Origin of the sequence: Adhaeribacter aerolatus, assembly GCF_007991635.1 — a bacterium.
Taxonomy (GTDB): domain Bacteria; phylum Bacteroidota; class Bacteroidia; order Cytophagales; family Hymenobacteraceae; genus Adhaeribacter; species Adhaeribacter aerolatus.
Genome location: NZ_BJYS01000001.1, coordinates 97253 through 118968, shown reverse-complemented (window position 1 = coordinate 118968; position 21716 = coordinate 97253). Strand labels below are relative to the sequence as shown.

The following is a 21716-nucleotide window of genomic DNA, read 5'->3' as shown; positions in this document are numbered from 1 at the left end:
AAAGCCGACGTAGCTCAGGGGTAGAGTACTTCCTTGGTAAGGAAGGGGTCGTGGGTTCAATTCCCATCGTTGGCTCAAACTTAACTGGATAAAAGCAGGGCAGATTGCCTATGCTTTTTTTGTGTTAGAGGTTTAAACGAAAAATTAACAATTCAACAATTCTAATAAAATGGCTAAAGAAAATTTTGATCGCTCCAAACCGCACGTAAACATCGGTACTATCGGTCACGTTGACCATGGCAAAACAACTTTGACTGCTGCTATTACTCAGGTTCTAGCGAACAAAGGTCTTGCCCAGAAAAGAGATTTCTCTTCAATTGACAATGCTCCTGAAGAAAAAGAACGTGGTATTACTATCAATACATCACACGTAGAGTATGCTACTGCTAACCGTCACTACGCGCACGTTGACTGCCCAGGTCACGCTGACTACGTGAAAAACATGGTTACAGGTGCTGCTCAGATGGACGGTGCTATCCTGGTAGTTGCCGCTACTGATGGTCCAATGCCACAAACCCGGGAGCACATACTGTTAGCCCGTCAGGTAGGTGTACCTCAGCTGGTAGTGTTCATGAACAAAGTGGACATGGTAGATGACCCTGAATTGTTAGAATTGGTTGAAATGGAAATCCGTGAATTATTATCATTCTATGATTTCGACGGCGATAACATTCCGGTTATCCAAGGTTCTGCCCTGGGTGGTCTGAATGGCGATGCCAAATGGGTAAAAACCATTGAAGAATTAATGGATGCCGTTGACAGCTGGATTCCAATTCCAACTCGTTTAACTGACCTGCCATTCCTGATGCCGGTGGAAGACGTATTCTCAATTACTGGTCGTGGTACTGTTGCTACCGGCCGTATTGAGCGTGGTGTTGTAAACACTGGTGAGCAGGTTGATATCTTAGGTATGGGTGCAGAAGGCCTGAAGTCTACTGTAACTGGTGTGGAAATGTTCCGCAAAATATTAGACAGAGGCGAAGCTGGTGATAACGTAGGTTTATTGTTACGTGGTATTGACAAAGACCAAATCCGTCGTGGTATGGTTATTTGTAAGCCAGGTTCTGTAACACCGCACCAGAAATTTAAAGCTGAGGTTTACGTACTGTCTAAAGAAGAAGGTGGTCGTCACACGCCATTCTTTAACAACTACCGTCCGCAGTTCTACCTGCGTACTACCGACGTAACTGGTGTTATTTCTTTACCAGAAGGTGTAGAAATGGTTATGCCAGGCGACAACATTACCATTACAGTTGAGCTGATTAACAAGGTGGCAATGGAAAAAGGTCTGCGTTTTGCGATTCGGGAAGGTGGCCGTACCGTTGGTGCTGGTCAGGTAACTGAAATTTTAGACTAATTTTAAATAAATTTAATCCGTCCTGGGAGTAATTTCCGGGACGGATTTTGTTTATCTAAATAAAATAAGTACATTTGCACTCCCGAATCTGAAAGTATATTCGCGGTGTGCATTTTTTTACGGGTGTAGCTCAATTGGTAGAGTAGTGGTCTCCAAAACCATTGGCTGGGAGTTCGAGTCTCTCCACCCGTGCAAAGAATAAAAAAGTCTATCCAGCATAAAATGGACAAAGTAAAAAGTTACATTAACGACACAATAGAGGAAATGAGATTTAAAGTCTCATGGCCTAAATTTGCTGAGTTGCAGAAGAGCTCTGTATTGGTTCTGGTAGGGTCTGTTGTGTTTGCTATTGTAGTGGGTGCGATGGACTTTGTTTATGATACTGCTCTTAGTTGGTTTTATAGCCAGTTTTAAACAGGAGAAGTATGGCAGATTTAAAGTGGTACGTGGTTAGAGCCGTAAGCGGGCAGGAAAAGAAGGCGAAAGCTTACTTGGAAAACGAAATTGCCCGGCAAAAACTGGAAGAATACGTGCCGCAAGTGCTCATTCCGTCAGAGAAAGTTTATGAAATGCGGAATGGAAAGAAGCGGGTACGGGAACGTAGCTTTTTTCCTGGCTATATTCTGATTCACGCGGATTTAAGCCACGGCGAGGCGGAGCATATTATTATTAGTACTCCGGGGGTGATTGGTTTCTTGGGTGCAAATGAAGGAACAACGGTAAAGAAACCAGTTCCGTTGCGTTTGTCGGAAGTTAACCGGATTTTAGGTAAGGTAGACGAAACCGAAGAGCAGGTAGAAACCCTGGATACACCGTTTATTGTGGGTGAAACCATAAAAGTAATGGATGGTCCTTTTAATGGTTTCTCCGGAACGGTAGAAGAGGTATTTGAAGAACGGAAAAAGCTGAATGTAATGGTTAAGATTTTTGGCCGGAATACACCGGTAGAACTTAACTACATGCAGGTAGAAAAAGAATCTTAAAAAGTTTTCTCTGAAGTGCCTCGGGAGAAAATTTATATAAAAGAGGCAAAATTTAAATAAAGTTTAGCGCAACGGGTAAAAGGCCCGAAGCTTAGAAAAAAATGGCAAAAGAAATTAGAGGTTATCTGAAGCTTCAGGTAAAGGGAGGCGCCGCGAATCCATCGCCGCCGATTGGACCTGCACTTGGTTCGAAGGGCTTAAACATCATGGAATTCTGTAAGCAGTTTAATGCCAGAACCCAGGATAAAGCCGGCCAGGTTTGTCCGGTATTAATTACCATCTACACCGATAAATCATTCGATTTTGTGGTGAAAACTCCTCCGGCTCCAGTATTGTTAATGGATGCTGCTAAAATCAAAAGTGGTTCCAAAGAGCCTAACCGGAACAAAGTAGGTTCTGTTACCTGGGATCAAATCAGAGAAATTGCAGAAATTAAAATGCCTGATTTAAATGCTTTTAAAGTAGAATCAGCAATGAAATTAATTGCGGGTACTGCGCGTAGCATGGGTATTACAGTTTCGGGTAAAGCTCCCTGGAGCGAATAAGCAGGAGGATCAGAAATGGCAAAATTAACAAAGAAAAGAAAAGCTGCTCTCGCGAAAGTAGATCAGAATAAAGAATATGCACTGCTGGATGCCGCAAGCCTGGTAAAAGAAATTACTTACACCAAGTTCGATGCTTCTGTAGATATTGATGTACGTTTAGGCGTAGACCCGCGGAAGGCCGACCAGATGGTGCGTGGTATTGCCACTTTACCTCATGGTACTGGTAAGCAGGTTCGCGTTTTGGTACTTTGCACGCCTGATAAAGAGCAGGAAGCAAAAGATGCCGGCGCTGACTTTGTAGGTTTGGATGAATATATCCAGAAGATTGAAAAAGGCTGGACCGATGTGGATGTAATTATTACCATGCCTTCGGTAATGGCCAAAGTAGGTCGTTTAGGTAGAATACTAGGTCCTCGGAACCTGATGCCAAACCCAAAATCTGGTACAGTAACACCAGATGTAGCGAAAGCGGTAAAAGAAGTAAAAGCTGGTAAAATTGACTTTAAAGTTGATAAAACCGGTATTATCCATACCAGCATTGGCAAAGTTTCTTTCTCACCAGATCAGATTGCCGAAAACGCTGCAGAAATTATTGCTACCCTGAACCGTTTAAAGCCATCATCGGCCAAAGGTACTTACATCAGAAGCGTAACATTGTCTAGCACAATGAGCCCTGCGGTAACCGTAGATAAAAGTTTAATTTAAGCGAATTTTAAAATGACCAGGGAAGAAAAGCAAGTGATCGTAGATGAGTTGACCCAGAAATTCGCTACGTATAATTTTTTCTATATTACTGATGCAGCTGGCTTAACCGTAGCATCTATTAATCGTTTCCGCAAGCTGTGCTTCGATCAGGGAATGGAATATAAAGTTTATAAAAACACCTTAATCCGTAAAGCACTAGATACCTTAAATGCTGATACATCTGCAATGGATGCAGCGTTAAAAGGTCAGTCCGGAATTTTGTTTTCATCAGATTCGGGCAGCGCTCCGGCAAAATTATTGCAGCGTTTTTACAAAGCCGAAGCTTACGGAAAAGGCGTAACTCCTAAACCAGCATTAAAAGGCGCTTATATCGATACCGATGTATTTACAGGTAGTGAGAATTTAGACTTCCTGTCAAATATCAAATCGAAGAACGATTTAATCGGCGAAATTGTTGGCCTGTTACAATCTCCTGCGAAGAATGTTATTTCTGCTTTACAAGGCGGTGGCAACAAACTGGCCGGAATTTTAAAAACATTATCAGAAAAAGAATAAACTAAACACAATAACTAAATAACAATTAATTTTAATAAAATGGCAGATTTAAAAGCATTCGCTGAGCAGTTAGTAAATTTAACTGTAAAAGAGGTAAATGAACTAGCTACTATCCTGAAGGATGAATACGGTATCGAGCCTGCAGCTGCTGCTCCTGTTATGGTAGCCGGTGGTGGTGCTGGTGCTGATGCTCCTGCAGCCGAAGAAAAAACATCATTTGATGTAATATTGAAAGCAGCCGGTGCTTCTAAACTGGCGGTAGTTAAGTTAGTAAAAGATCTGACTGGCCTTGGACTGAAAGAAGCGAAAGAATTAGTAGACGGCGCTCCAAAACCATTGAAAGAAGGTGTTGCTAAAGACGAAGCTGAATCTTTAAAGAAATCTTTAGAAGAAGCTGGTGCTGAAGTGGAGGTTAAGTAATCCCTCTAACTTTAAATATCTTACGGATTAGACCTGGCAATATAGTCAGGTCTTTTCCTGTTTGTACTGGAAAATAAATTTCAGTCTTTTTTCTCTTTCTCCGGAAGGAGAATGTTACAGTTGAGTTGTAAACTTTAAACTATAAAAGTTTTGGCTAAAAATAAAAATTCGGAGCGAATTAATTTCGCTTCTATTACTCCGGTTATTGATTACCCGGATTTTCTGGATGTTCAGTTACAATCGTTCCGCGACTTCTTTCAGTTAGAAACTGCTGCCGAAAATAGAACAGAAGAAGGTCTTTTCAAAGTTTTTGCTGAGAATTTCCCAATATCTGATTCACGCGAGAACTTTGTTCTGGAATTTATTGATTACCACGTAGACCCGCCGAAATATTCAGTCGACGAATGTATTGACCGGGGATTAACCTATTCAGTTCCTTTAAAAGCAAAATTACGTCTGGTTTGTAACGACGACGACAACGAAGATTTTGAAACCATTGAGCAGGAAGTTTTCTTAGGAAATATTCCTTACATGACCGAAAAAGGTTCTTTTGTAATAAATGGAGCCGAAAGAGTTATTGTATCTCAATTGCACCGTTCACCTGGCGTTTTCTTTGCTCAGAGCAAGCACACCAATGGTACTAAATTATATTCGGCCCGAATTATTCCATTTAAAGGCTCCTGGATAGAATTTGCAACCGATGTAAACAATGTGATGTATGCTTACATCGACCGGAAAAAGAAATTTCCGGTAACAACATTGTTACGGGCTATTGGTTACGGAACGGATAAAGATATCTTAGATTTATTTGGTTTATCCGAAGAAATTAAAGCTGAACGCAAGGGACTAAAAGAAGCAGTAGGTCGGAAACTGGCGGCGCGGGTTTTAAGAACCTGGACAGAAGATTTCGTGGATGAAGATACTGGTGAAGTGGTTTCCATCGACAGGAATGAAGTGTTGCTGGAACGGGATTCAACCGTATCCGAGGAAGACATTGATACTATCCTGGAATCAGGTGCCAAATCAATAATCTTGCACCGCGAAAATATTAACATTGCGGATTACACGATTATATATAATACGCTTCAGAAAGATAATTCAAATTCTGAAAAAGAAGCCGTTGAACAAATTTATCGCCAGCTCCGGAACACCGAAGCACCCGATGAAGAAACCGCGCGCGATATTATCCAGAAATTGTTTTTCAGCGACAAGCGATATGATTTGGGGGATGTTGGCCGATACCGGATTAACAAAAAGTTAGGTCTGGATTCCAACTGGGATGCCAAGGTATTAACCAATGAAGACATTGTACTGATTGTTAAATATCTGATTGGTTTAATAAACTCCAAAGCGGTAGTAGATGATATTGACCACTTAAGTAACCGCCGGGTAAGAACCGTTGGTGAACAACTATATGCGCAGTTTGGGGTAGGTCTGGCCCGTATGGCCCGGACTATTAAAGAGCGGATGAACGTACGGGATAACGAGGAATTTAAACCGGTTGATTTGATCAATGCCCGGACACTTTCTTCGGTTATCAACTCTTTCTTTGGTACCAATCAGCTTTCGCAGTTCATGGACCAAACCAACCCGTTAGCCGAGATAACCCACAAACGTCGGGTATCAGCTTTAGGGCCTGGAGGTTTATCACGGGAAAGAGCTGGTTTCGAGGTTCGGGACGTTCACTATACCCACTACGGACGTTTGTGTACCATTGAAACGCCAGAAGGTCCGAATATTGGATTGATTTCTTCCTTGTGCGTGCATGCCCGCGTAAACAGCATGGGCTTTATTGAAACTCCTTACCGGAAGGTATCGGACGGACGCGTAGAGGTAGAGTCTAATGTGCAATATTTGACGGCAGAAGAAGAAGATACCCACCACATTGCTCAGGCGAATGCCCGCATTGATGAGCAGGGTAATTTCATTAATGATAAAGTAAAAGGCCGTTTTGAGGGTGACTTCCCCGTTACCGATCCGGGTACTTATACTTACATGGATATTGCGCCTAACCAGATTGTATCGGTAGCGGCGTCTTTGATTCCGTTCCTGGAGCACGATGATGCTAACCGGGCCCTGATGGGTTCAAACATGCAACGTCAGGCGGTTCCTTTACTTAAACCACAAGCCCCTATTGTTGGTACTGGTCTGGAAGCCCGTGCGGCCATCGATTCCCGTGCCTTGGTAGTAGCCGAAGGTTCGGGTATTATTGAATACGTTGATGCCAACAAGGTGGTAGTAAAATACGACCTGACCGAAGAAGATAAACTGGTAAGCTTTGATGCTGAGTTCGTAACCTACGATCTGATAAAATTCCGGAGAACCAATCAGGATACCTGTATTAACTTAACGCCAATCGTTAAAAAAGGCGAAGTAGTTAAAAGAGGCCAGGCCTTATGCGAAGGCTATGCTACTAACGATGGCGAGCTGGCTTTAGGACGTAACCTGCAGGTGGCGTTCATGCCTTGGCAAGGGTATAACTTCGAGGATGCGATTGTAATATCGGAAAAAGTAGTACGCGACGATGTATTTACTTCTATCCACATTGAGGAGTTTGAACTGGAAGTACGCGAAACCAAGCGGGGTGAAGAAGAATTAACTTCTGAAATCCCGAACGTAAGCGAAGAAGCCGTTCGTAACCTCGATGAAAACGGTATAATCCGCGAAGGTGCCGAAGTAAAAGAAGGCGATATTCTGATAGGTAAGATTACACCTAAAGGTGAAACGGATCCAACCCCGGAAGAAAAACTGTTACGCGCCATCTTTGGTGACAAAGCCGGCGATGTGAAAGATGCTTCTCTTAAAGCACCGCCATCCTTAAACGGCGTAGTAATCGATACCAAATTATTCTCTCGTCCTAAAAAAGATAAAAACCTGCGGGCTAAGTCTAAGAAGGAAGTGGAAGACCTGAAATCTAAATATAACGACGAGCTAAAAGTTGTTAAAGGGGTAATGGTTGAGAAACTGGTTGCCTTATTGGATGGCAAAACTTCGCAAGGGGTTAAGCATAAATTCGGCGACGAAATCATGTCGAAAGGCGTGAAGTTTACCCGCAGAAATGTGGTGGAGAACCTGTTCCCGGACAAAAACCCTTATAAGGACGAAAGCAATTATGCCGTGCCCGAAGAGGTGAACTTGTTTAAGGATTTGATTCTGGAAAACTGGACTACCGAAGAACAGACGAATACCATGTTGGTGGAGTTGGTGAAAAACTACAACAAACGCCGCAACATGATTTCGGCCCGGTTTAAGCGGGAAAGATTTACTCTGGAAGTGGGTGATGAATTACCAGCCGGTATTGTGCAGTTGGCGAAAGTTTACATTGCTAAAAAGCGTAAACTGAAAGTGGGTGATAAAATGGCAGGTCGTCACGGTAACAAAGGGGTAGTAGCCCGGATTGTACGGGAAGAGGATATGCCATTCCTGGAGGATGGAACGCCAATGGATATTGTACTGAACCCGCTGGGGGTGCCTTCGCGGATGAACATCGGTCAGATCTACGAAACAGTATTAGGTTGGGCCGGTCTGAAATTAGGCAGAAAATATTCTACGCCTATTTTTGACGGTGCTTCCGAAGAACAAGTTTCGGCAGAATTGGCGGAGGCAGGTGTACCAAGATACGGCCGTACTTATCTGTACGATGGTTTAACCGGTGATAAATTTGATCAGCCGGTAACCGTTGGGGTAATTTACATGCTGAAACTGGGTCACTTGGTAGATGATAAAATGCACGCCCGTTCTATCGGACCTTACTCGCTTATTACGCAGCAGCCTTTGGGTGGTAAGGCCCAGTTTGGTGGTCAGCGTTTCGGTGAGATGGAGGTGTGGGCACTCGAAGCATTCGGTGCATCGCATGTGTTGCAGGAAATCCTGACCGTAAAATCGGATGACGTAATTGGTAGAGCCAAGGCGTACGAAGCCATTGTAAAAGGCGACGTGCTGCCAAAACCAAATATACCGGAATCTTTCAACGTATTGATTCACGAGCTAAGAGGTCTGGCACTGGAGATTACTTTAGATTAATAATGAATTTTGAGTAGCAACGGAATGTTGCTACTCTTTTATTCGTTAAAGATAAAATTTTAGAATTTTTAAATCTGAAAGATGGCATTTGCAAAAAATAAAAAACTAAACCAGGACTTCTCGAAAGTTACTATCAGCTTAGCATCGCCGGAATCTATTCTGGAGCGCTCTAACGGTGAAGTAACCAAGCCAGAGACCATTAACTACCGGACTTACAAGCCTGAAATGGGCGGTTTGTTCTGCGAGCGTATTTTTGGTCCGGTGAAAGATTGGGAATGTCACTGCGGTAAATATAAGCGAATCCGATATAAAGGCATTATTTGCGACCGTTGCGGGGTTGAGGTTACTGAGAAGAAAGTACGTCGCGAGCGCATGGGCCACATCGAGTTGGTAGTACCAGTTGCTCACATCTGGTACTTCAAATCGTTGCCCAATAAAATTGGTTACCTGTTAGGTTTACCGACCAAAAAATTAGACCAAATTATTTATTACGAGCGGTACGTAGTAGTACAGCCCGGTATTCTGGCCGAAGATGGTGTAAACCAACTCGACTTCTTAACCGAAGATGAATACCTGGATATGATCGATAAGTTACCTCGGGAAAACCAGATGCTGGACAACAGTGATCCGAATAAATTCATCGCTAAGATGGGTGCGGATGCGTTGGAATTATTATTACAGCGCATTAACCTAGACGATTTATCTTACGACTTACGTTACTCTGCCGCCCACGAAACTTCTCAGCAACGTAAAGGTGAAGCCCTGAAGCGTTTAAGAGTAGTAGAAGCTTTCCGGGATGCTGCTACCCGTATTGAAAACCGCCCCGAGTGGATGGTTATTCGGATGGTGCCGGTTATTCCGCCAGAATTGCGTCCGTTGGTGCCGTTGGATGGTGGCCGTTTCGCTACTTCCGACTTAAATGACTTGTACCGCCGCGTTATAATCCGGAACAACCGTCTGAAACGTCTGATCGAGATTAAAGCGCCGGAAGTTATTCTGCGGAACGAGAAGCGTATGTTACAGGAAGCCGTTGACTCCTTGTTCGACAACTCCCGTAAAGTAAACGCCGTGCGGGCAGAAGGTAACCGGGCTTTGAAATCGCTTTCGGATATGCTGAAAGGTAAGCAAGGCCGTTTCCGTCAGAACTTATTGGGTAAGCGGGTTGACTATTCTGGTCGTTCGGTTATCGTAGTAGGTCCGGAATTGAAATTGCACGAGTGCGGTCTGCCTAAGAACATGGCGGCTGAGCTTTTCAAACCATTTATCATTCGTAAACTGATCGAGCGGGGTATTGTTAAAACCGTAAAATCGGCTAAGAAAATAGTTGACCGGAAAGATGCGGTAGTTTGGGATATTTTGGAAAACGTTCTGAAAGGTCACCCGGTACTGCTGAACCGGGCTCCTACGCTTCACCGTTTAGGTATCCAGGCTTTCCAGCCGCGCTTAATTGAAGGTAAAGCGATTCAGTTACACCCGTTAGTGTGTACGGCATTCAACGCCGACTTTGACGGTGACCAGATGGCGGTGCACGTTCCCCTGGGACCTGCTGCTATTTTGGAAGCCTCTATGCTGATGCTGGCTTCGCACAACATCCTGAACCCAGCTAACGGTGCACCAATTGCGGTGCCATCGCAGGACATGGTTTTGGGATTATACTATGTAACCAAAGGCAAGCGCTCTACTGAAAACGAAAAGATTGCCGGTGAAGGCATGTCTTTCTACAGTGCAGAAGAAGTAGTTATTGCCATTAACGAAGGCCGTTTATCTAAACATGCCTTTATAAAAGTAAGAACCAAAATACAAGACGAAAACGAGCAACTGGTTACAAAAGTAATCGAAACCGTTGCCGGTCGGGTATTATTTAACCAATTCGTTCCGGAAGAAGTTGGATTCGTGGATGAGCTGTTAACGAAGAAAAAGTTACAGCAAATTATTTCCCGCGTATTCAAAGTAACCGGAATGGCGCGTACCGCTCAATTCCTGGATGATATTAAAACTTTAGGCTTCCAGTCTGCCTACAAGGGTGGTCTGTCGATGGGTCTGGGTGATATTGTTATTCCAAAAGAAAAGGATATTCTGGTAGAACAGGCCAAAAAAGATGTAGATGCTGTTTGGGCGAACTACTCCATGGGTCTGATTACCGATAACGAGCGTTACAACCAGGTAATTGATATCTGGACGCGTATTAACAACCAGATTACCGAAACCCTGATGGGCCGTCTGGAAAAAGACGACCAAGGCTTCAACTCTATCTACATGATGATGCACTCTGGGGCCCGTGGTTCTCGTGAGCAGATTCGTCAGTTAGGTGGTATGCGGGGTCTGATGGCAAAGCCGCAGAAATCGTTGCAAGGTTCAGTAGGTGAAATTATCGAGAACCCAATCCTTTCTAACTTTAAAGAAGGTTTGGATGTAATCGAGTACTTTATCTCTACCCACGGTGCCCGTAAAGGTCTGGCCGATACTGCGTTGAAAACAGCGGACGCCGGTTACTTAACCCGTCGTCTGGTAGACGTATCGCAGGATGTTATTGTAAACGAAACTGACTGCGGAACCTTACGCGGACTGGAAGTAAGTGCCCTGAAAGACAACGAGGATATTGTAGAATCTTTATCCGAGAGAATTTTGGGCCGGGTAACGGTACATGATGTTCTGGATCCATTGAACAATGAATTGATCATTGAGGCCGGAGGGGAAATTACCGAAGATATTACCAAGCGGATTGATGCTACCAGCATCGAAACGGTGGAGATTCGTTCGGTATTAACCTGCGAAAGCAAGCGTGGTATTTGTGCTAAATGCTATGGTCGTAACCTGGCTTCGGGCAGAATGGTGCAGAAAGGCGAAGCAGTAGGCGTTATTGCCGCTCAGTCCATCGGTGAACCAGGTACCCAGTTAACGCTCCGTACTTTCCACGTGGGTGGTACAGCTTCTAACATTGCGGTAGATGCTGCTATCCGGGCTAAGTTTAACGGTACCATCGAGTTTGAAGATGTTCGGACGATTGAAACTGTGAACAACGAAGGCACCCCGGTAAAAGTAGTAATGGGTCGTTCGGGTGAAGTTCGGGTGGTTGAGCCAGGAACCGGTAAAATATTAATCAGTAACCACGTTCCTTACGGCTCTTTCCTGATGGTAGACGAAGGCCAGACTGTTGCCAAAGGCGACGAAATCTGCGTGTGGGATCCATACAATGCAGTAATCTTATCGGAATACGATGGTGCTGTAGAATATGAGGCTTTGATTGAAGGGGTTACTTACCGCGAAGAATCAGATGAACAAACTGGTCACCGCGAAAAAGTAATTATCGAAACCAAAGATAAAACCCAGAACCCAGCCATTGGGGTGCGAGCTCGTAACGATGAGTATAAAGCTTATAATATTCCAGTAGGTGCGCACTTAACGGTAGAAGATGCCGAGCCTATTAGGGCTGGACAAATCCTGGCTAAGATTCCACGTGCCATTGGTAAAACCCGCGATATTACGGGTGGTCTGCCAAGGGTAACGGAATTATTCGAAGCCCGGAATCCATCTAACCCGGCGGTAGTAAGCGAAATTGACGGAGTAGTAACATACGGCGGTATTAAACGGGGTAATCGTGAAATCTTCATCGAGTCGAAAGACGGCGTGAAAAAGAAATACATGGTGCCTTTGTCTAAACACATTCTGGTACAGGATAATGACTTTATCCGGGCCGGTATGCCTTTGTCTGATGGTGCTATTACGCCAACCGATATCCTGAATATTCAAGGACCAGGAGCCGTACAGGAATATCTGGTAAATGAAATTCAGGAAGTATATCGTTTGCAAGGGGTGAAAATAAACGACAAGCACATTGAGGTGGTAGTTCGCCAGATGATGCAGAAAGTTGCCGTTATCGATCCGGGTGATACTTCGTTCCTAGAAAATCAGGTAGTAGACAAAGTTACTTTCATGGAAGAGAATGATATGATCATTGACATGAAAGTAGTGGAAGATGCGGGTGATTCGGCTAGCCTGAAACCAGGGCAAATTGTAACGGCCAGAAGATTGCGGGATGAAAACTCCAGCTTGAAACGCCGCGATATGCGGGTGGTAACGGTTAGAGATGCACAGCCGGCAGTTTCTCGTCCTACTCTGCAAGGTATTACACAAGCGTCTTTGGGTACGCAGAGCTTTATTTCGGCAGCTTCCTTCCAGGAAACAACCAAGGTATTAAGCGAAGCCGCCATCAGAGGTAAAGCCGATGAGTTATTAGGCTTAAAAGAAAACGTTATTGTAGGACACCTGATTCCAGCCGGTACAGGGTTGCGTGAATACTCTAAATTAATAGTTGGTTCACAAGAAGAGTACGATAGCCTGGTTTCTTCTAAACAAGCTACTAAAGCCCGTCAGGCAGAGTTACAGAACAAATAAAATGGCGAAAGAACCAGCAGCCCAGGAAAACCAGATTAACATAGAACTAACCGAGGAGATAGCGGAAGGAGAATATGCCAATCTGGCAATGATAGCTCACTCCAGCAGTGAGTTTGTGATTGACTTTATCCGGCTAATGCCGGGTATTCCGAAAGCTAAAGTAAAAGCCAGAATAGTTATCACGCCGGAGCACGCTAAACGTTTGTTAGCGGCTCTGGCCGATAACATCCGCCGTTTTGAAGAAAGTTACGGAGATATAAAGCAAATTCACCAGGAGCCAAGCTTTCCAATGAATTTTGGAGGCAATATAGGTGAAGCTTAATTATTTATAATAAATTAATATTGAATTTGCAAAAGTTTTTGTATACCTTTGCAGACCAAAATTTTGAGAAGAAGAATTCCTATAAAAATTTAGTAAATGCCTACTATACAACAATTAGTACGAAAAGGAAGAGAGAAATTGATTTATAAATCAAAGTCTCCAGCCTTAGATTCTTGTCCACAGAGACGAGGGGTGTGCACCAGGGTTTATACAACAACCCCTAAGAAACCTAATTCTGCCATGCGTAAAGTTGCCCGTGTGCGCTTAACCAATGGTAAAGAGGTAAACGCTTACATACCGGGTGAAGGCCATAACTTACAAGAGCACTCTATTGTGCTTATCAGAGGTGGCAGAGTAAAAGATTTACCAGGCGTTCGGTACCACATTATTCGTGGTGCGTTAGATACGGCCGGTGTAAATGGCAGGCTTCAGCGCAGATCAAAATACGGAGCAAAACGTCCGAAACCGGGGCAACCAGCTGCAAAAGGTGGTAAACCAGCTCCAGGTAAGAAGAAATAATAAGACAGTAGTAATACAATGAGAAAAGCAAAACCTAAAAATAGAATTCTTCTTCCAGATCCAAAGTACAAAGAAACTTTGGTAACCCGTTTTGTTAACTACCTGATGTACGATGGCAAAAAAAGTATTGCTTACAATATTTTTTATGACGCGTGCGAAGCAGTTGAAAAACGGACCAAAGAAAATGGTTTAGAGCAGTGGAGAAAAGCGTTGAACAACATCATGCCAAGTGTGGAAGTAAAAAGCCGGCGCGTGGGTGGTGCAACGTTCCAGGTTCCTACTGAAGTTAGACCTGATCGGAAGATTTCTTTGGGAATAAAATGGATGATTCTTTACGCCAGAAAGCGCGGAGAAAAAACCATGACCGATAAATTAGCCGGTGAAATAATTGCCGCGGCCAAAGGTGAAGGTGCAGCAGTGAAGAAAAAAGATGATACACATAGAATGGCAGAGGCTAACAAAGCCTTCTCACATTTTAGATTCTAAGTAATAAATGGCACGCGATTTAAAATATACAAGAAATATAGGTATAGCGGCACACATTGATGCTGGTAAAACCACAACCACTGAGCGTATCCTTTATTATACAGGTGCAAGCCATAAATTAGGAGAAGTTCATGATGGCGCGGCAACTACAGACTGGATGGAGCAGGAGCAGGAGCGTGGTATTACCATTACTTCAGCGGCTGTAACAGTTGATTGGAAATACAGAAATAATACTTACCATATCAATATTATTGATACCCCGGGCCACGTGGATTTCACAGTAGAGGTAAACCGGTCTCTGCGCGTATTAGATGGTTTGGTGTTCTTATTTAGTGCGGTTGATGGTGTAGAGCCACAATCAGAAACTAACTGGCGCTTAGCGAATAATTATAATGTTGCTCGTATTGGTTTCGTAAATAAAATGGACCGTTCAGGTGCGGATTTCTTAGCTGTTGTAAAACAAGTTAAAGAAATGTTAGGCAGCAATGCGGTAGCTTTACAATTGCCAATCGGATCAGAAGATGATTTTAAAGGAGTAGTGGATTTAGTAAACTTCCGCGGTATTGTTTGGAACGAGCATGACAAAGGTATGACCTTTACCGAAGTGCCCATTCCGGATGATATGATGGAAGAAGCTACTGAATACCGGGAAAAGTTATTAGAAGCAGTAGCTGATTACGATGAGACATTGCTGGAGAAATATTTTGATAATCCGGAATCTATTACCGAAGAGGAAATTCTGACTGCTCTTCGCAAAGCAACTATCGACATGGCCATTGTACCAATGCTATGTGGATCTTCTTTCAAGAACAAAGGTGTACAAACCATGCTGGATTATGTAATGGCATTATGCCCTTCTCCGCTGGATAAAGAAAGTATTAAAGGAACTAACCCGGATACCGGTGCTGAAGTAGCCCGTAAACCAAGCGAAACTGATCCGTTTGCAGCGTTGGCTTTTAAAATTGCAACTGACCCCTATGTAGGCCGTCTTTGCTTTATCCGAGCTTACTCTGGTGTACTGGAATCAGGATCATACGTATTTAATACCCGTTCCGGCAATAAAGAACGTATCTCTCGTATATTCCAAATGCATGCTAATAAGCAAAACGCGATTGAGCGTTTAGGAGCTGGTGATATAGGAGCGGTAGTTGGCTTTAAAGATATAAAGACTGGAGATACGCTGTGCGACCAAAATCATAAAATTGTTTTGGAAGCTATGGAGTTCCCAGAACCGGTAATTGGTTACGCTATTGAGCCTAAAACCCAAGCCGATGCAGATAAGATGGGTATGGCGATAGGTAAGTTGGTAGAAGAAGATCCAACTTTGTTAGTACATACAGACCAGGAAACAGGACAAACCATTCTGAGAGGTATGGGTGAGTTGCACCTCGAAATTATCATGGATCGCCTTAAAAGAGAATTTAAGGTAGAAATAAACCAAGGTGCACCACAAGTAGCTTATAAAGAAACCATTACCTCTAAAACCGAGCACCGGGAAACTTATAAGAAACAATCGGGTGGTCGTGGTAAATACGGCGATATTGTATTTGAATTAGGACCGCGGGAAGATGGAAAAGCCGGATTAGAATTTGTTAATGCGATTGTGGGGGGGGTAATTCCAAAAGAATTTATTCCTGCTATTCAGAAAGGCTTTGAAGAATCAATGAAAGAAGGTGTATTAGCTGGATTCCCGATAGAATCTATGCGGGTGCGGTTATTCCACGGTTCTTACCATGATGTCGATTCTGATGCGTTATCTTTTGAATTAGCCGCTCGCCAGGGTTTTAAAGAAGCAGCAAGAAAATGCTCGCCGAAATTATTAGAACCAATTATGGCAGTTGAGGTAGTTACGCCGGATGAGTATACTGGCCCTGTAACCGGCGATTTAAACCGTCGCAGAGGCTTAATGAAAGGTATGGATACAAAGGCCGGTTCTCAGGTAATTAAAGCAGATGTACCTTTATCGGAACTTTTTGGTTATGTAACTGATTTAAGAACTTTAACCTCTGGTCGTGCAACAGCCAACATCACTATTTCGCATTACGAGCAAGTGCCAACAAATTTGGCCGAAGGTATAATAGCTAAAGTAAAAGGTACAGGTAAATAGTCTTAAAATAATGAACCAGAAAATCAGAATTAAATTAAAGTCTTACGATCATAATTTGGTAGATAAATCTGCTGAAAAGATTGTAAAAGCCGTAAAGACGACCGGTGCCATTGTTAGTGGACCTATTCCTTTACCTACCGAAAAAGATATTTTTACAGTATTGCGTTCACCCCACGTAAATAAAAAAGCACGGGAGCAATTTCAGCTTTGTACCTACAAAAGATTAGTTGATATTTATTCAACTAGTTCAAAAACAGTAGATGCCTTAATGAAGCTGGAGTTACCAAGTGGCGTTGATGTAGAAATTAAAGTTTGATAACCTTTTTTTTGCTAATAAAAAAAGAACCGGTATTTACTGGTTCTTTTTTTATTATGGTTAGTTAAAAAATTAATTAACAATAGTTTGCAAAAAGAAATTTAAAAATAGTATCTTTGCACTCCCTTAACGAAGGGATAAGTGTATTTATTAAGATTGTTTAATCAGAAAGTAGAATGCCTGGAATAATCGGTAGAAAAATCGGAATGACAAGCCTCTTCACACCTGACGGGAAAAGCGTAGCTGCTACGCTTATTCAAGCAGGTCCGTGTGTGGTAACACAAGTGAAGACTGTAGAAGTTGATGGCTATAAAGCTGTTCAAGTTGGCTACGGTGACAAAAAAGAAAAATTAGCAAATAAGGCTGAAATCGGCCACTTTAAAAAAGCTAACGCAACTCCTAAAGTAAAGGTTGTAGAGTTTAAGACCGAAGTTGAAGGTTTTAATTTAGGAGATACCATTAACGTTGACCTTTTCGAAGAAGGTGAGTTTTTGGATGTAATTGGAACTTCAAAAGGTAAAGGATTCCAAGGCGTAGTAAAAAGATATAACTTTAGCGGTGTTGGCGGCCAAACCCACGGTCAGCATAACCGGGCAAGACACCCAGGTTCAATTGGAGCTTGCTCCTGGCCTTCTCGCGTGTTTAAAGGCATGAGAATGGCGGGCCGCATGGGTAATGACCGCGTAAAAGTCCAGAACTTACGGGTTTTACGGGTATTAACCGATAAAAATTTGATTCTAGTTAGTGGTTCCGTTCCTGGTGCCAAAAATTCATTTGTAGTTTTAGAGAAATAAGATGGAGCTTTCTGTATTAAATAAAGCAGGAGAAGATACTGGCCGAAAGGTAACCCTTTCGGCGGAGATATTTGGCATTGAGCCGAATCAGCACGCCATGTATCTGGATGTAAAACAATACCTGGCAAACCAGCGTCAGGGAACGCACAAATCCAAGGAACGCAACGAAGTTTCTGGAACCACTAAGAAACTGAAGAAACAAAAAGGTACAGGCGGTGCCCGTGCAGGCAGCATGAAATCCCCGGTATTTATTGGTGGTGGTAGAGTATTTGGACCTAGACCACGGAACTATAGCTTTAAATTAAACAAAAAGCTAAAATCCCTTGCCCGTTTATCAGCATTATCTTCCCTGGCAAAAGACAATAAAGTGGCATTAATAGAATCACTGTCTTTTGAACAACCAAAAACCAGTGAATTTGTAGGTGTTTTAGGAAAATTGAATTTTTCTAATAAGAAAACTTTAATCGTGACGGCTCAAAAAGATACTAATCTTTATTTATCAAGCCGTAATATCCAAAAAGTGAAAGTAGCAGAAGCAGCGGATTTAAATACTTATGATTTATTGAAAGCCGAAACTTTGTTACTGACGGAAGATTCATTGTCCACTTTAGAGAAGCTTTATAGCACAAAATAATGCAAGTATTAAAAAAACCCTTGGTTACTGAAAAGATGGCCGCTTTAAACGAGAAAGGCAAATATGCCTTTGAAGTTGAAAGAACTGCTAATAAAGTGGAGATAAAGAAAGCGGTTGAAAAATTGTATGGCGTAACCGTAGAAAAAGTTTCTACCATGCGTGTACAAGGAAAACTTAAAGTTAAGAATACGAAAGCCGGTGTTGTAAGCGGACGTAAGCCTTCTATTAAAAAAGCAATCGTTAGCTTAAAAGAAGGGGAATTTATTGATTTTTACAGCGGCATTTAATAATTAGAAGATGGCATTAAGAAAATTAAGACCGACAACACCAGGTCAAAGATTTAGAGTGGCTCCGACGTTTGATGAAATTACATCAGACCAGCCAGAGAGATCTTTGTTGGCACCTATAAAAAAATCTGGTGGTAGAAATGATTCAGGTAAAATGACCATGCGCTACATAGGAGGCGGTCATAAACAAAAATACCGGATCATCGATTTTAAAAGAAATAAGTTTGGTATTCCGGCTACTGTAAAAGCTATAGAATACGATCCGAACAGAACTGCCCGTATTGCATTATTGTACTACGCAGACGGCGAGAAGAGCTACATTCTGGCGCCAGCAGGACTGAATGTAAACAGCACCGTTATTTCGGGCCCGGGTGTAGCACCAGAAGTTGGCAATAGCTTGCCACTGTCGGATATGCCTTTGGGAACTATTGTACACAATATTGAATTGATGCCTGGGAATGGCGGTACTTTAGCACGCAGCGCTGGTACTTACGCCCAGTTAGTAGCCCGGGAAAATAAATACGCTACCATTAAATTGCCCTCTGGTGAAATGCGCATGGTTTTAGTAACCTGCATGGCAACCGTAGGAACGGTATCTAACGCTGACCACATGAATGTGAATTTGGGTAAAGCGGGAAGAAGCAGATGGTTGGGTATCCGGCCTAGAGTTCGTGGTGTAGCCATGAACCCAGTAGATCACCCAATGGGTGGAGGTGAAGGTAAATCTTCTGGAGGGCAGCCTCGTTCTAGAAAAGGTTTATTCTCAAAAGGTAAAAAGACAAGAAATAAAAATAAATATTCAGAGAACCTGATTGTTAATAGAGGTAAAAAATAATGGGAAGATCATTAAAAAAAGGGCCGTATATTGACTTCAGGCTCGAAAAGAAAGTAACAGCAATGGAAGATACCGGCAAGAAAACCGTGGTTAAAACCTGGTCTCGCCGGTCCATGATTTCTCCGGATTTCGTTGGTCATACCTTTGCTGTTCACAATGGGAATAAATTTATTCCGGTTTATGTTACAGAAAACATGGTAGGCCACAAACTAGGAGAATTTGCTCCAACCAGAAATTTCAGAGGCCATATTGCTAAAAAAGATAAAGGTAAGAGATAACAATGCAAGCAATAGCTAAATTAAGAAACGTTCCTACCTCCCCTCGCAAAATGCGCCTGGTAGCTGGTTTGGTTAGAGGCCAAAGTGTAAACAAAGCTTTAGGTTTATTAAAATTTGAAGCAAATGTTGGAGCTGAGAAAATTGAAAAATTATTACTATCAGCTTTATCTAATTGGCAGCAAGCAAATGCTGATGCCCGCATCGAAGATTCTAATCTTTACATCAAAGAAATCAGAGTAGATGAAGGCAAAATGCTGAAAAGATTAAGACCAGCACCTCAAGGCCGCGGTCATAGAATCAGAAAGAGATCAAACCATGTTACTATTATTATTGATAGCCGCGTGGAAGAACTCGAGGTAAATAATCAATAGTAATAAGCGAAATATTTTGTAATAATGGGACAAAAAGTAAATCCGGTAGGTTTAAGATTAGGTATCATCAAAGGATGGGACTCTAATTGGTACGGTGGAAAAGATTTCGCTGATAAGCTCATCGAAGATGAGAAAATAAGAAAATATATTCTGGCTCGTATTCCTAAAGGAGGTATTTCAAAAATAATTATTGAAAGAACCCTGAAGCGGATTACCATTACAATTAACACGGCTCGCCCGGGTGTTGTTATTGGTAAAGGTGGCCAGGAAGTAGATAAGATTAAAGAAGAGCTTAAAAAAGTAACGAACAAAGATGTTCAAATTAACATCTACGAAATTAAGCGCCCGGAATTGGATGCTAAATTAGTAGGTGAATCAATTGCACAGCAGTTACAAGCCAGAATCTCTTTCCGGAGAGCCATGAAGCAAGCAATTGCCTCTGCTATCCGGGTAGGAGCCGAAGGAGTAAAAGTTCAGGTTTCTGGTCGTTTAGGTGGTGCCGAGATGGCACGTACCGAATCATACAAAGAAGGCAGAACGCCTTTGCATACTTTACGGGCCGATATTGACTATGCGTTATCTGAAGCGCAGACAGTGTACGGTAAGTTAGGTATTAAAGTATGGATCTTTAAAGGAGAGGTATTTGGTAAAAAAGACCTTTCTCCAAACCAAGAGCAATCCAAACCATCTGGCAATGCTGGCGGCGCTCCACGGAACGAAAGAGGTGGTGAAAGAGGCGATAGAGGTGACCGTGGTGGTCGCAGAGATCGCAACGACCGGGGCGATAATGCCAACAGAGACAGAAGAGATGGCGGCCAACAGCGCAGAAGCGGTGGTGGGGGTGGTAAACCCAGAAACAAATAATTTTAAGAATTAAAACATTTTAGAAAATGTTACAGCCGAAAAGGACAGTATATAGAAAAATGCAGAAGGGGAGAGTTAAAGGGCTAGCTCATCGGGGTAGCACCATTTCCTTCGGTTCTTTTGCTATAAAATCATTAGAAGCTTCCTGGATTACCAGCCGCCAAATCGAAGCTGCGCGTATTGCAATGACGCGTGCCATGAAACGTGAAGGCCAGGTGTGGATCCGGATATTCCCTGATAAACCAATTACCAAAAAGCCAGCTGAGGTTCGGATGGGTAAAGGTAAAGGTTCGCCAGAATATTGGGTAGCTGTGGTTAAACCAGGTACCATTTTATTTGAATCTGATGGAGTACCTCTGGAAACTGCTCAGGAATCTTTAAGATTAGCAGCCCAAAAGCTGCCAGTGAGAACAAAATTTGTTGTACGTAAAGATTTCGTAGAATAGTAAAATGAAATATTCAGAAATACAAGCGCTTTCTTTAGAAGATCTAAAAGAACGCTTACAAGCAGAAACTTCCAGCCGTCAGTCTTTGTTATTTGCACATTCTATTTCTCCATTAGAGAATCCTCTGCGGATAAAGCAAAACCGGAAAGTTATCGCCAGATTACAGACGGAATTAAGAAAAAGAGAATTAGAGGGAGCTTCTAAATAATATTACAATGGAAGAAAGAAATCTCAGAAAAGAAAGAACAGGTCGGGTTGTCAGTAACAAAATGAATAAGACAATCACCATTATCGTAGAAAGTAAAATGAAACACCCCATTTACGGGAAGTTTGTAAACAAGTCTACGAAGTTTAAAGCCCACGACGAAAACAACGAGTGCGGTGAAGGTGATTTAGTAAGAATCATGGAAACCCGGCCATTGAGCAAAAGCAAGAACTGGCGTTTAGTAGAAATAATAGAAAGAGCTAAGTAAG

General features: G+C 42.6%; 24 protein-coding genes and 2 tRNA genes. All 26 read left to right on the top strand.

From position 1 onward, the window contains the following. The first annotated feature begins 3 nt into the window (after window positions 1-3). The 26 genes from AAE02nite_RS00600 to rpsQ all read left to right on the top strand — a co-directional run bounded on the left by AAE02nite_RS00600 (window position 4) and on the right by rpsQ (window position 21715). Window positions 4-75 (top strand) — tRNA-Thr (locus tag AAE02nite_RS00600). Window positions 76-169: 94 nt separating this feature from the next. Further along, complete coding sequence (gene tuf, locus AAE02nite_RS00595; RefSeq protein WP_146894498.1) at window positions 170-1357, top strand: elongation factor Tu; 1188 nt, start codon at window positions 170-172, stop codon at window positions 1355-1357. A gap of 119 nt (window positions 1358-1476) precedes the next feature. Beyond that, window positions 1477-1549: transfer RNA gene (locus tag AAE02nite_RS00590), tRNA-Trp, on the top strand. Window positions 1550-1579: 30 nt separating this feature from the next. Further along, a complete protein-coding gene (gene secE / locus AAE02nite_RS00585; RefSeq protein WP_146894497.1) occupies window positions 1580-1771 on the top strand; it encodes a preprotein translocase subunit SecE in 192 nt (63 codons plus the stop codon). An 11-nt stretch (window positions 1772-1782) separates the two neighbouring features. Then, complete coding sequence (nusG, locus tag AAE02nite_RS00580) at window positions 1783-2340, top strand: transcription termination/antitermination protein NusG (protein ID WP_146894496.1); 558 nt, start codon at window positions 1783-1785, stop codon at window positions 2338-2340. A 101-nt stretch (window positions 2341-2441) separates the two neighbouring features. Continuing rightward, window positions 2442-2885 carry a 50S ribosomal protein L11 gene (rplK, locus tag AAE02nite_RS00575; protein WP_146894495.1) on the top strand — a complete coding sequence of 148 codons (444 nt, stop codon included), beginning with the start codon at window positions 2442-2444 and terminating at the stop codon, window positions 2883-2885. A gap of 15 nt (window positions 2886-2900) precedes the next feature. Further along, window positions 2901-3590 carry a 50S ribosomal protein L1 gene (rplA, locus tag AAE02nite_RS00570; RefSeq protein WP_146894494.1) on the top strand — a complete coding sequence of 230 codons (690 nt, stop codon included), beginning with the start codon at window positions 2901-2903 and terminating at the stop codon, window positions 3588-3590. Between the two features lie 12 nt (window positions 3591-3602). Next, on the top strand, window positions 3603-4145 hold the full coding sequence (gene rplJ, locus AAE02nite_RS00565; RefSeq protein ID WP_146894493.1) for a 50S ribosomal protein L10: 543 nt from the start codon (window positions 3603-3605) through the stop codon (window positions 4143-4145). Window positions 4146-4184: 39 nt separating this feature from the next. Further along, complete coding sequence (gene rplL / locus AAE02nite_RS00560; protein WP_146894492.1) at window positions 4185-4565, top strand: 50S ribosomal protein L7/L12; 381 nt, start codon at window positions 4185-4187, stop codon at window positions 4563-4565. Between the two features lie 150 nt (window positions 4566-4715). Then, the gene (gene rpoB, locus AAE02nite_RS00555) at window positions 4716-8588 is read left to right on the top strand and encodes a DNA-directed RNA polymerase subunit beta (RefSeq protein ID WP_146894491.1); all 3873 of its coding nucleotides are present in this window, start codon (window positions 4716-4718) and stop codon (window positions 8586-8588) included. A gap of 81 nt (window positions 8589-8669) precedes the next feature. Then, window positions 8670-12983, top strand: coding sequence for a DNA-directed RNA polymerase subunit beta' (gene rpoC / locus AAE02nite_RS00550; RefSeq protein ID WP_146894490.1), 4314 nt, complete (start codon window positions 8670-8672; stop codon window positions 12981-12983). Window position 12984: 1 nt separating this feature from the next. Continuing rightward, window positions 12985-13305 carry a DUF3467 domain-containing protein gene (locus AAE02nite_RS00545; RefSeq protein ID WP_146894489.1) on the top strand — a complete coding sequence of 107 codons (321 nt, stop codon included), beginning with the start codon at window positions 12985-12987 and terminating at the stop codon, window positions 13303-13305. 96 nt (window positions 13306-13401) lie between these two features. Continuing rightward, entirely contained in the window at window positions 13402-13824 is a 423-nt protein-coding gene (rpsL, locus tag AAE02nite_RS00540) for a 30S ribosomal protein S12 (protein WP_146894488.1), read from the top strand. Between the two features lie 18 nt (window positions 13825-13842). Continuing rightward, complete coding sequence (gene rpsG, locus AAE02nite_RS00535; RefSeq protein ID WP_146894487.1) at window positions 13843-14310, top strand: 30S ribosomal protein S7; 468 nt, start codon at window positions 13843-13845, stop codon at window positions 14308-14310. 7 nt (window positions 14311-14317) lie between these two features. Continuing rightward, window positions 14318-16417, top strand: coding sequence for an elongation factor G (fusA, locus tag AAE02nite_RS00530; RefSeq protein ID WP_146894486.1), 2100 nt, complete (start codon window positions 14318-14320; stop codon window positions 16415-16417). Between the two features lie 10 nt (window positions 16418-16427). Continuing rightward, on the top strand, window positions 16428-16733 hold the full coding sequence (gene rpsJ, locus AAE02nite_RS00525; protein WP_146894485.1) for a 30S ribosomal protein S10: 306 nt from the start codon (window positions 16428-16430) through the stop codon (window positions 16731-16733). A gap of 176 nt (window positions 16734-16909) precedes the next feature. Continuing rightward, window positions 16910-17527, top strand: a complete 618-nt coding sequence (rplC, locus tag AAE02nite_RS00520; protein ID WP_146894484.1) for a 50S ribosomal protein L3 — start codon at window positions 16910-16912, stop codon at window positions 17525-17527. A 1-nt stretch (window position 17528) separates the two neighbouring features. Then, window positions 17529-18161 carry a 50S ribosomal protein L4 gene (gene rplD / locus AAE02nite_RS00515; protein ID WP_146894483.1) on the top strand — a complete coding sequence of 211 codons (633 nt, stop codon included), beginning with the start codon at window positions 17529-17531 and terminating at the stop codon, window positions 18159-18161. Next, complete coding sequence (gene rplW / locus AAE02nite_RS00510) at window positions 18161-18448, top strand: 50S ribosomal protein L23 (RefSeq protein WP_146894482.1); 288 nt, start codon at window positions 18161-18163, stop codon at window positions 18446-18448. The genes rplD and rplW overlap by 1 nt, the downstream gene beginning before the upstream one ends. A 10-nt stretch (window positions 18449-18458) precedes the next feature. Beyond that, entirely contained in the window at window positions 18459-19283 is an 825-nt protein-coding gene (gene rplB, locus AAE02nite_RS00505) for a 50S ribosomal protein L2 (RefSeq protein ID WP_146894481.1), read from the top strand. Continuing rightward, window positions 19283-19561: a 30S ribosomal protein S19 gene (rpsS, locus tag AAE02nite_RS00500; protein WP_146894480.1), complete on the top strand. Its 279-nt coding sequence runs from the start codon at window positions 19283-19285 to the stop codon at window positions 19559-19561. The genes rplB and rpsS overlap by 1 nt, the downstream gene beginning before the upstream one ends. A gap of 2 nt (window positions 19562-19563) precedes the next feature. Beyond that, the gene (rplV, locus tag AAE02nite_RS00495; protein ID WP_146894479.1) at window positions 19564-19932 is read left to right on the top strand and encodes a 50S ribosomal protein L22; all 369 of its coding nucleotides are present in this window, start codon (window positions 19564-19566) and stop codon (window positions 19930-19932) included. Window positions 19933-19956: 24 nt separating this feature from the next. After that, window positions 19957-20796 carry a 30S ribosomal protein S3 gene (gene rpsC / locus AAE02nite_RS00490; RefSeq protein WP_146894478.1) on the top strand — a complete coding sequence of 280 codons (840 nt, stop codon included), beginning with the start codon at window positions 19957-19959 and terminating at the stop codon, window positions 20794-20796. Window positions 20797-20822: 26 nt separating this feature from the next. Continuing rightward, complete coding sequence (gene rplP / locus AAE02nite_RS00485) at window positions 20823-21242, top strand: 50S ribosomal protein L16 (RefSeq protein WP_146894477.1); 420 nt, start codon at window positions 20823-20825, stop codon at window positions 21240-21242. Between the two features lie 4 nt (window positions 21243-21246). After that, on the top strand, window positions 21247-21450 hold the full coding sequence (gene rpmC, locus AAE02nite_RS00480) for a 50S ribosomal protein L29 (RefSeq protein ID WP_146894476.1): 204 nt from the start codon (window positions 21247-21249) through the stop codon (window positions 21448-21450). Window positions 21451-21457: 7 nt separating this feature from the next. Further along, window positions 21458-21715, top strand: a complete 258-nt coding sequence (gene rpsQ, locus AAE02nite_RS00475; RefSeq protein WP_146894475.1) for a 30S ribosomal protein S17 — start codon at window positions 21458-21460, stop codon at window positions 21713-21715. Window position 21716: the final 1 nt, after the last annotated feature.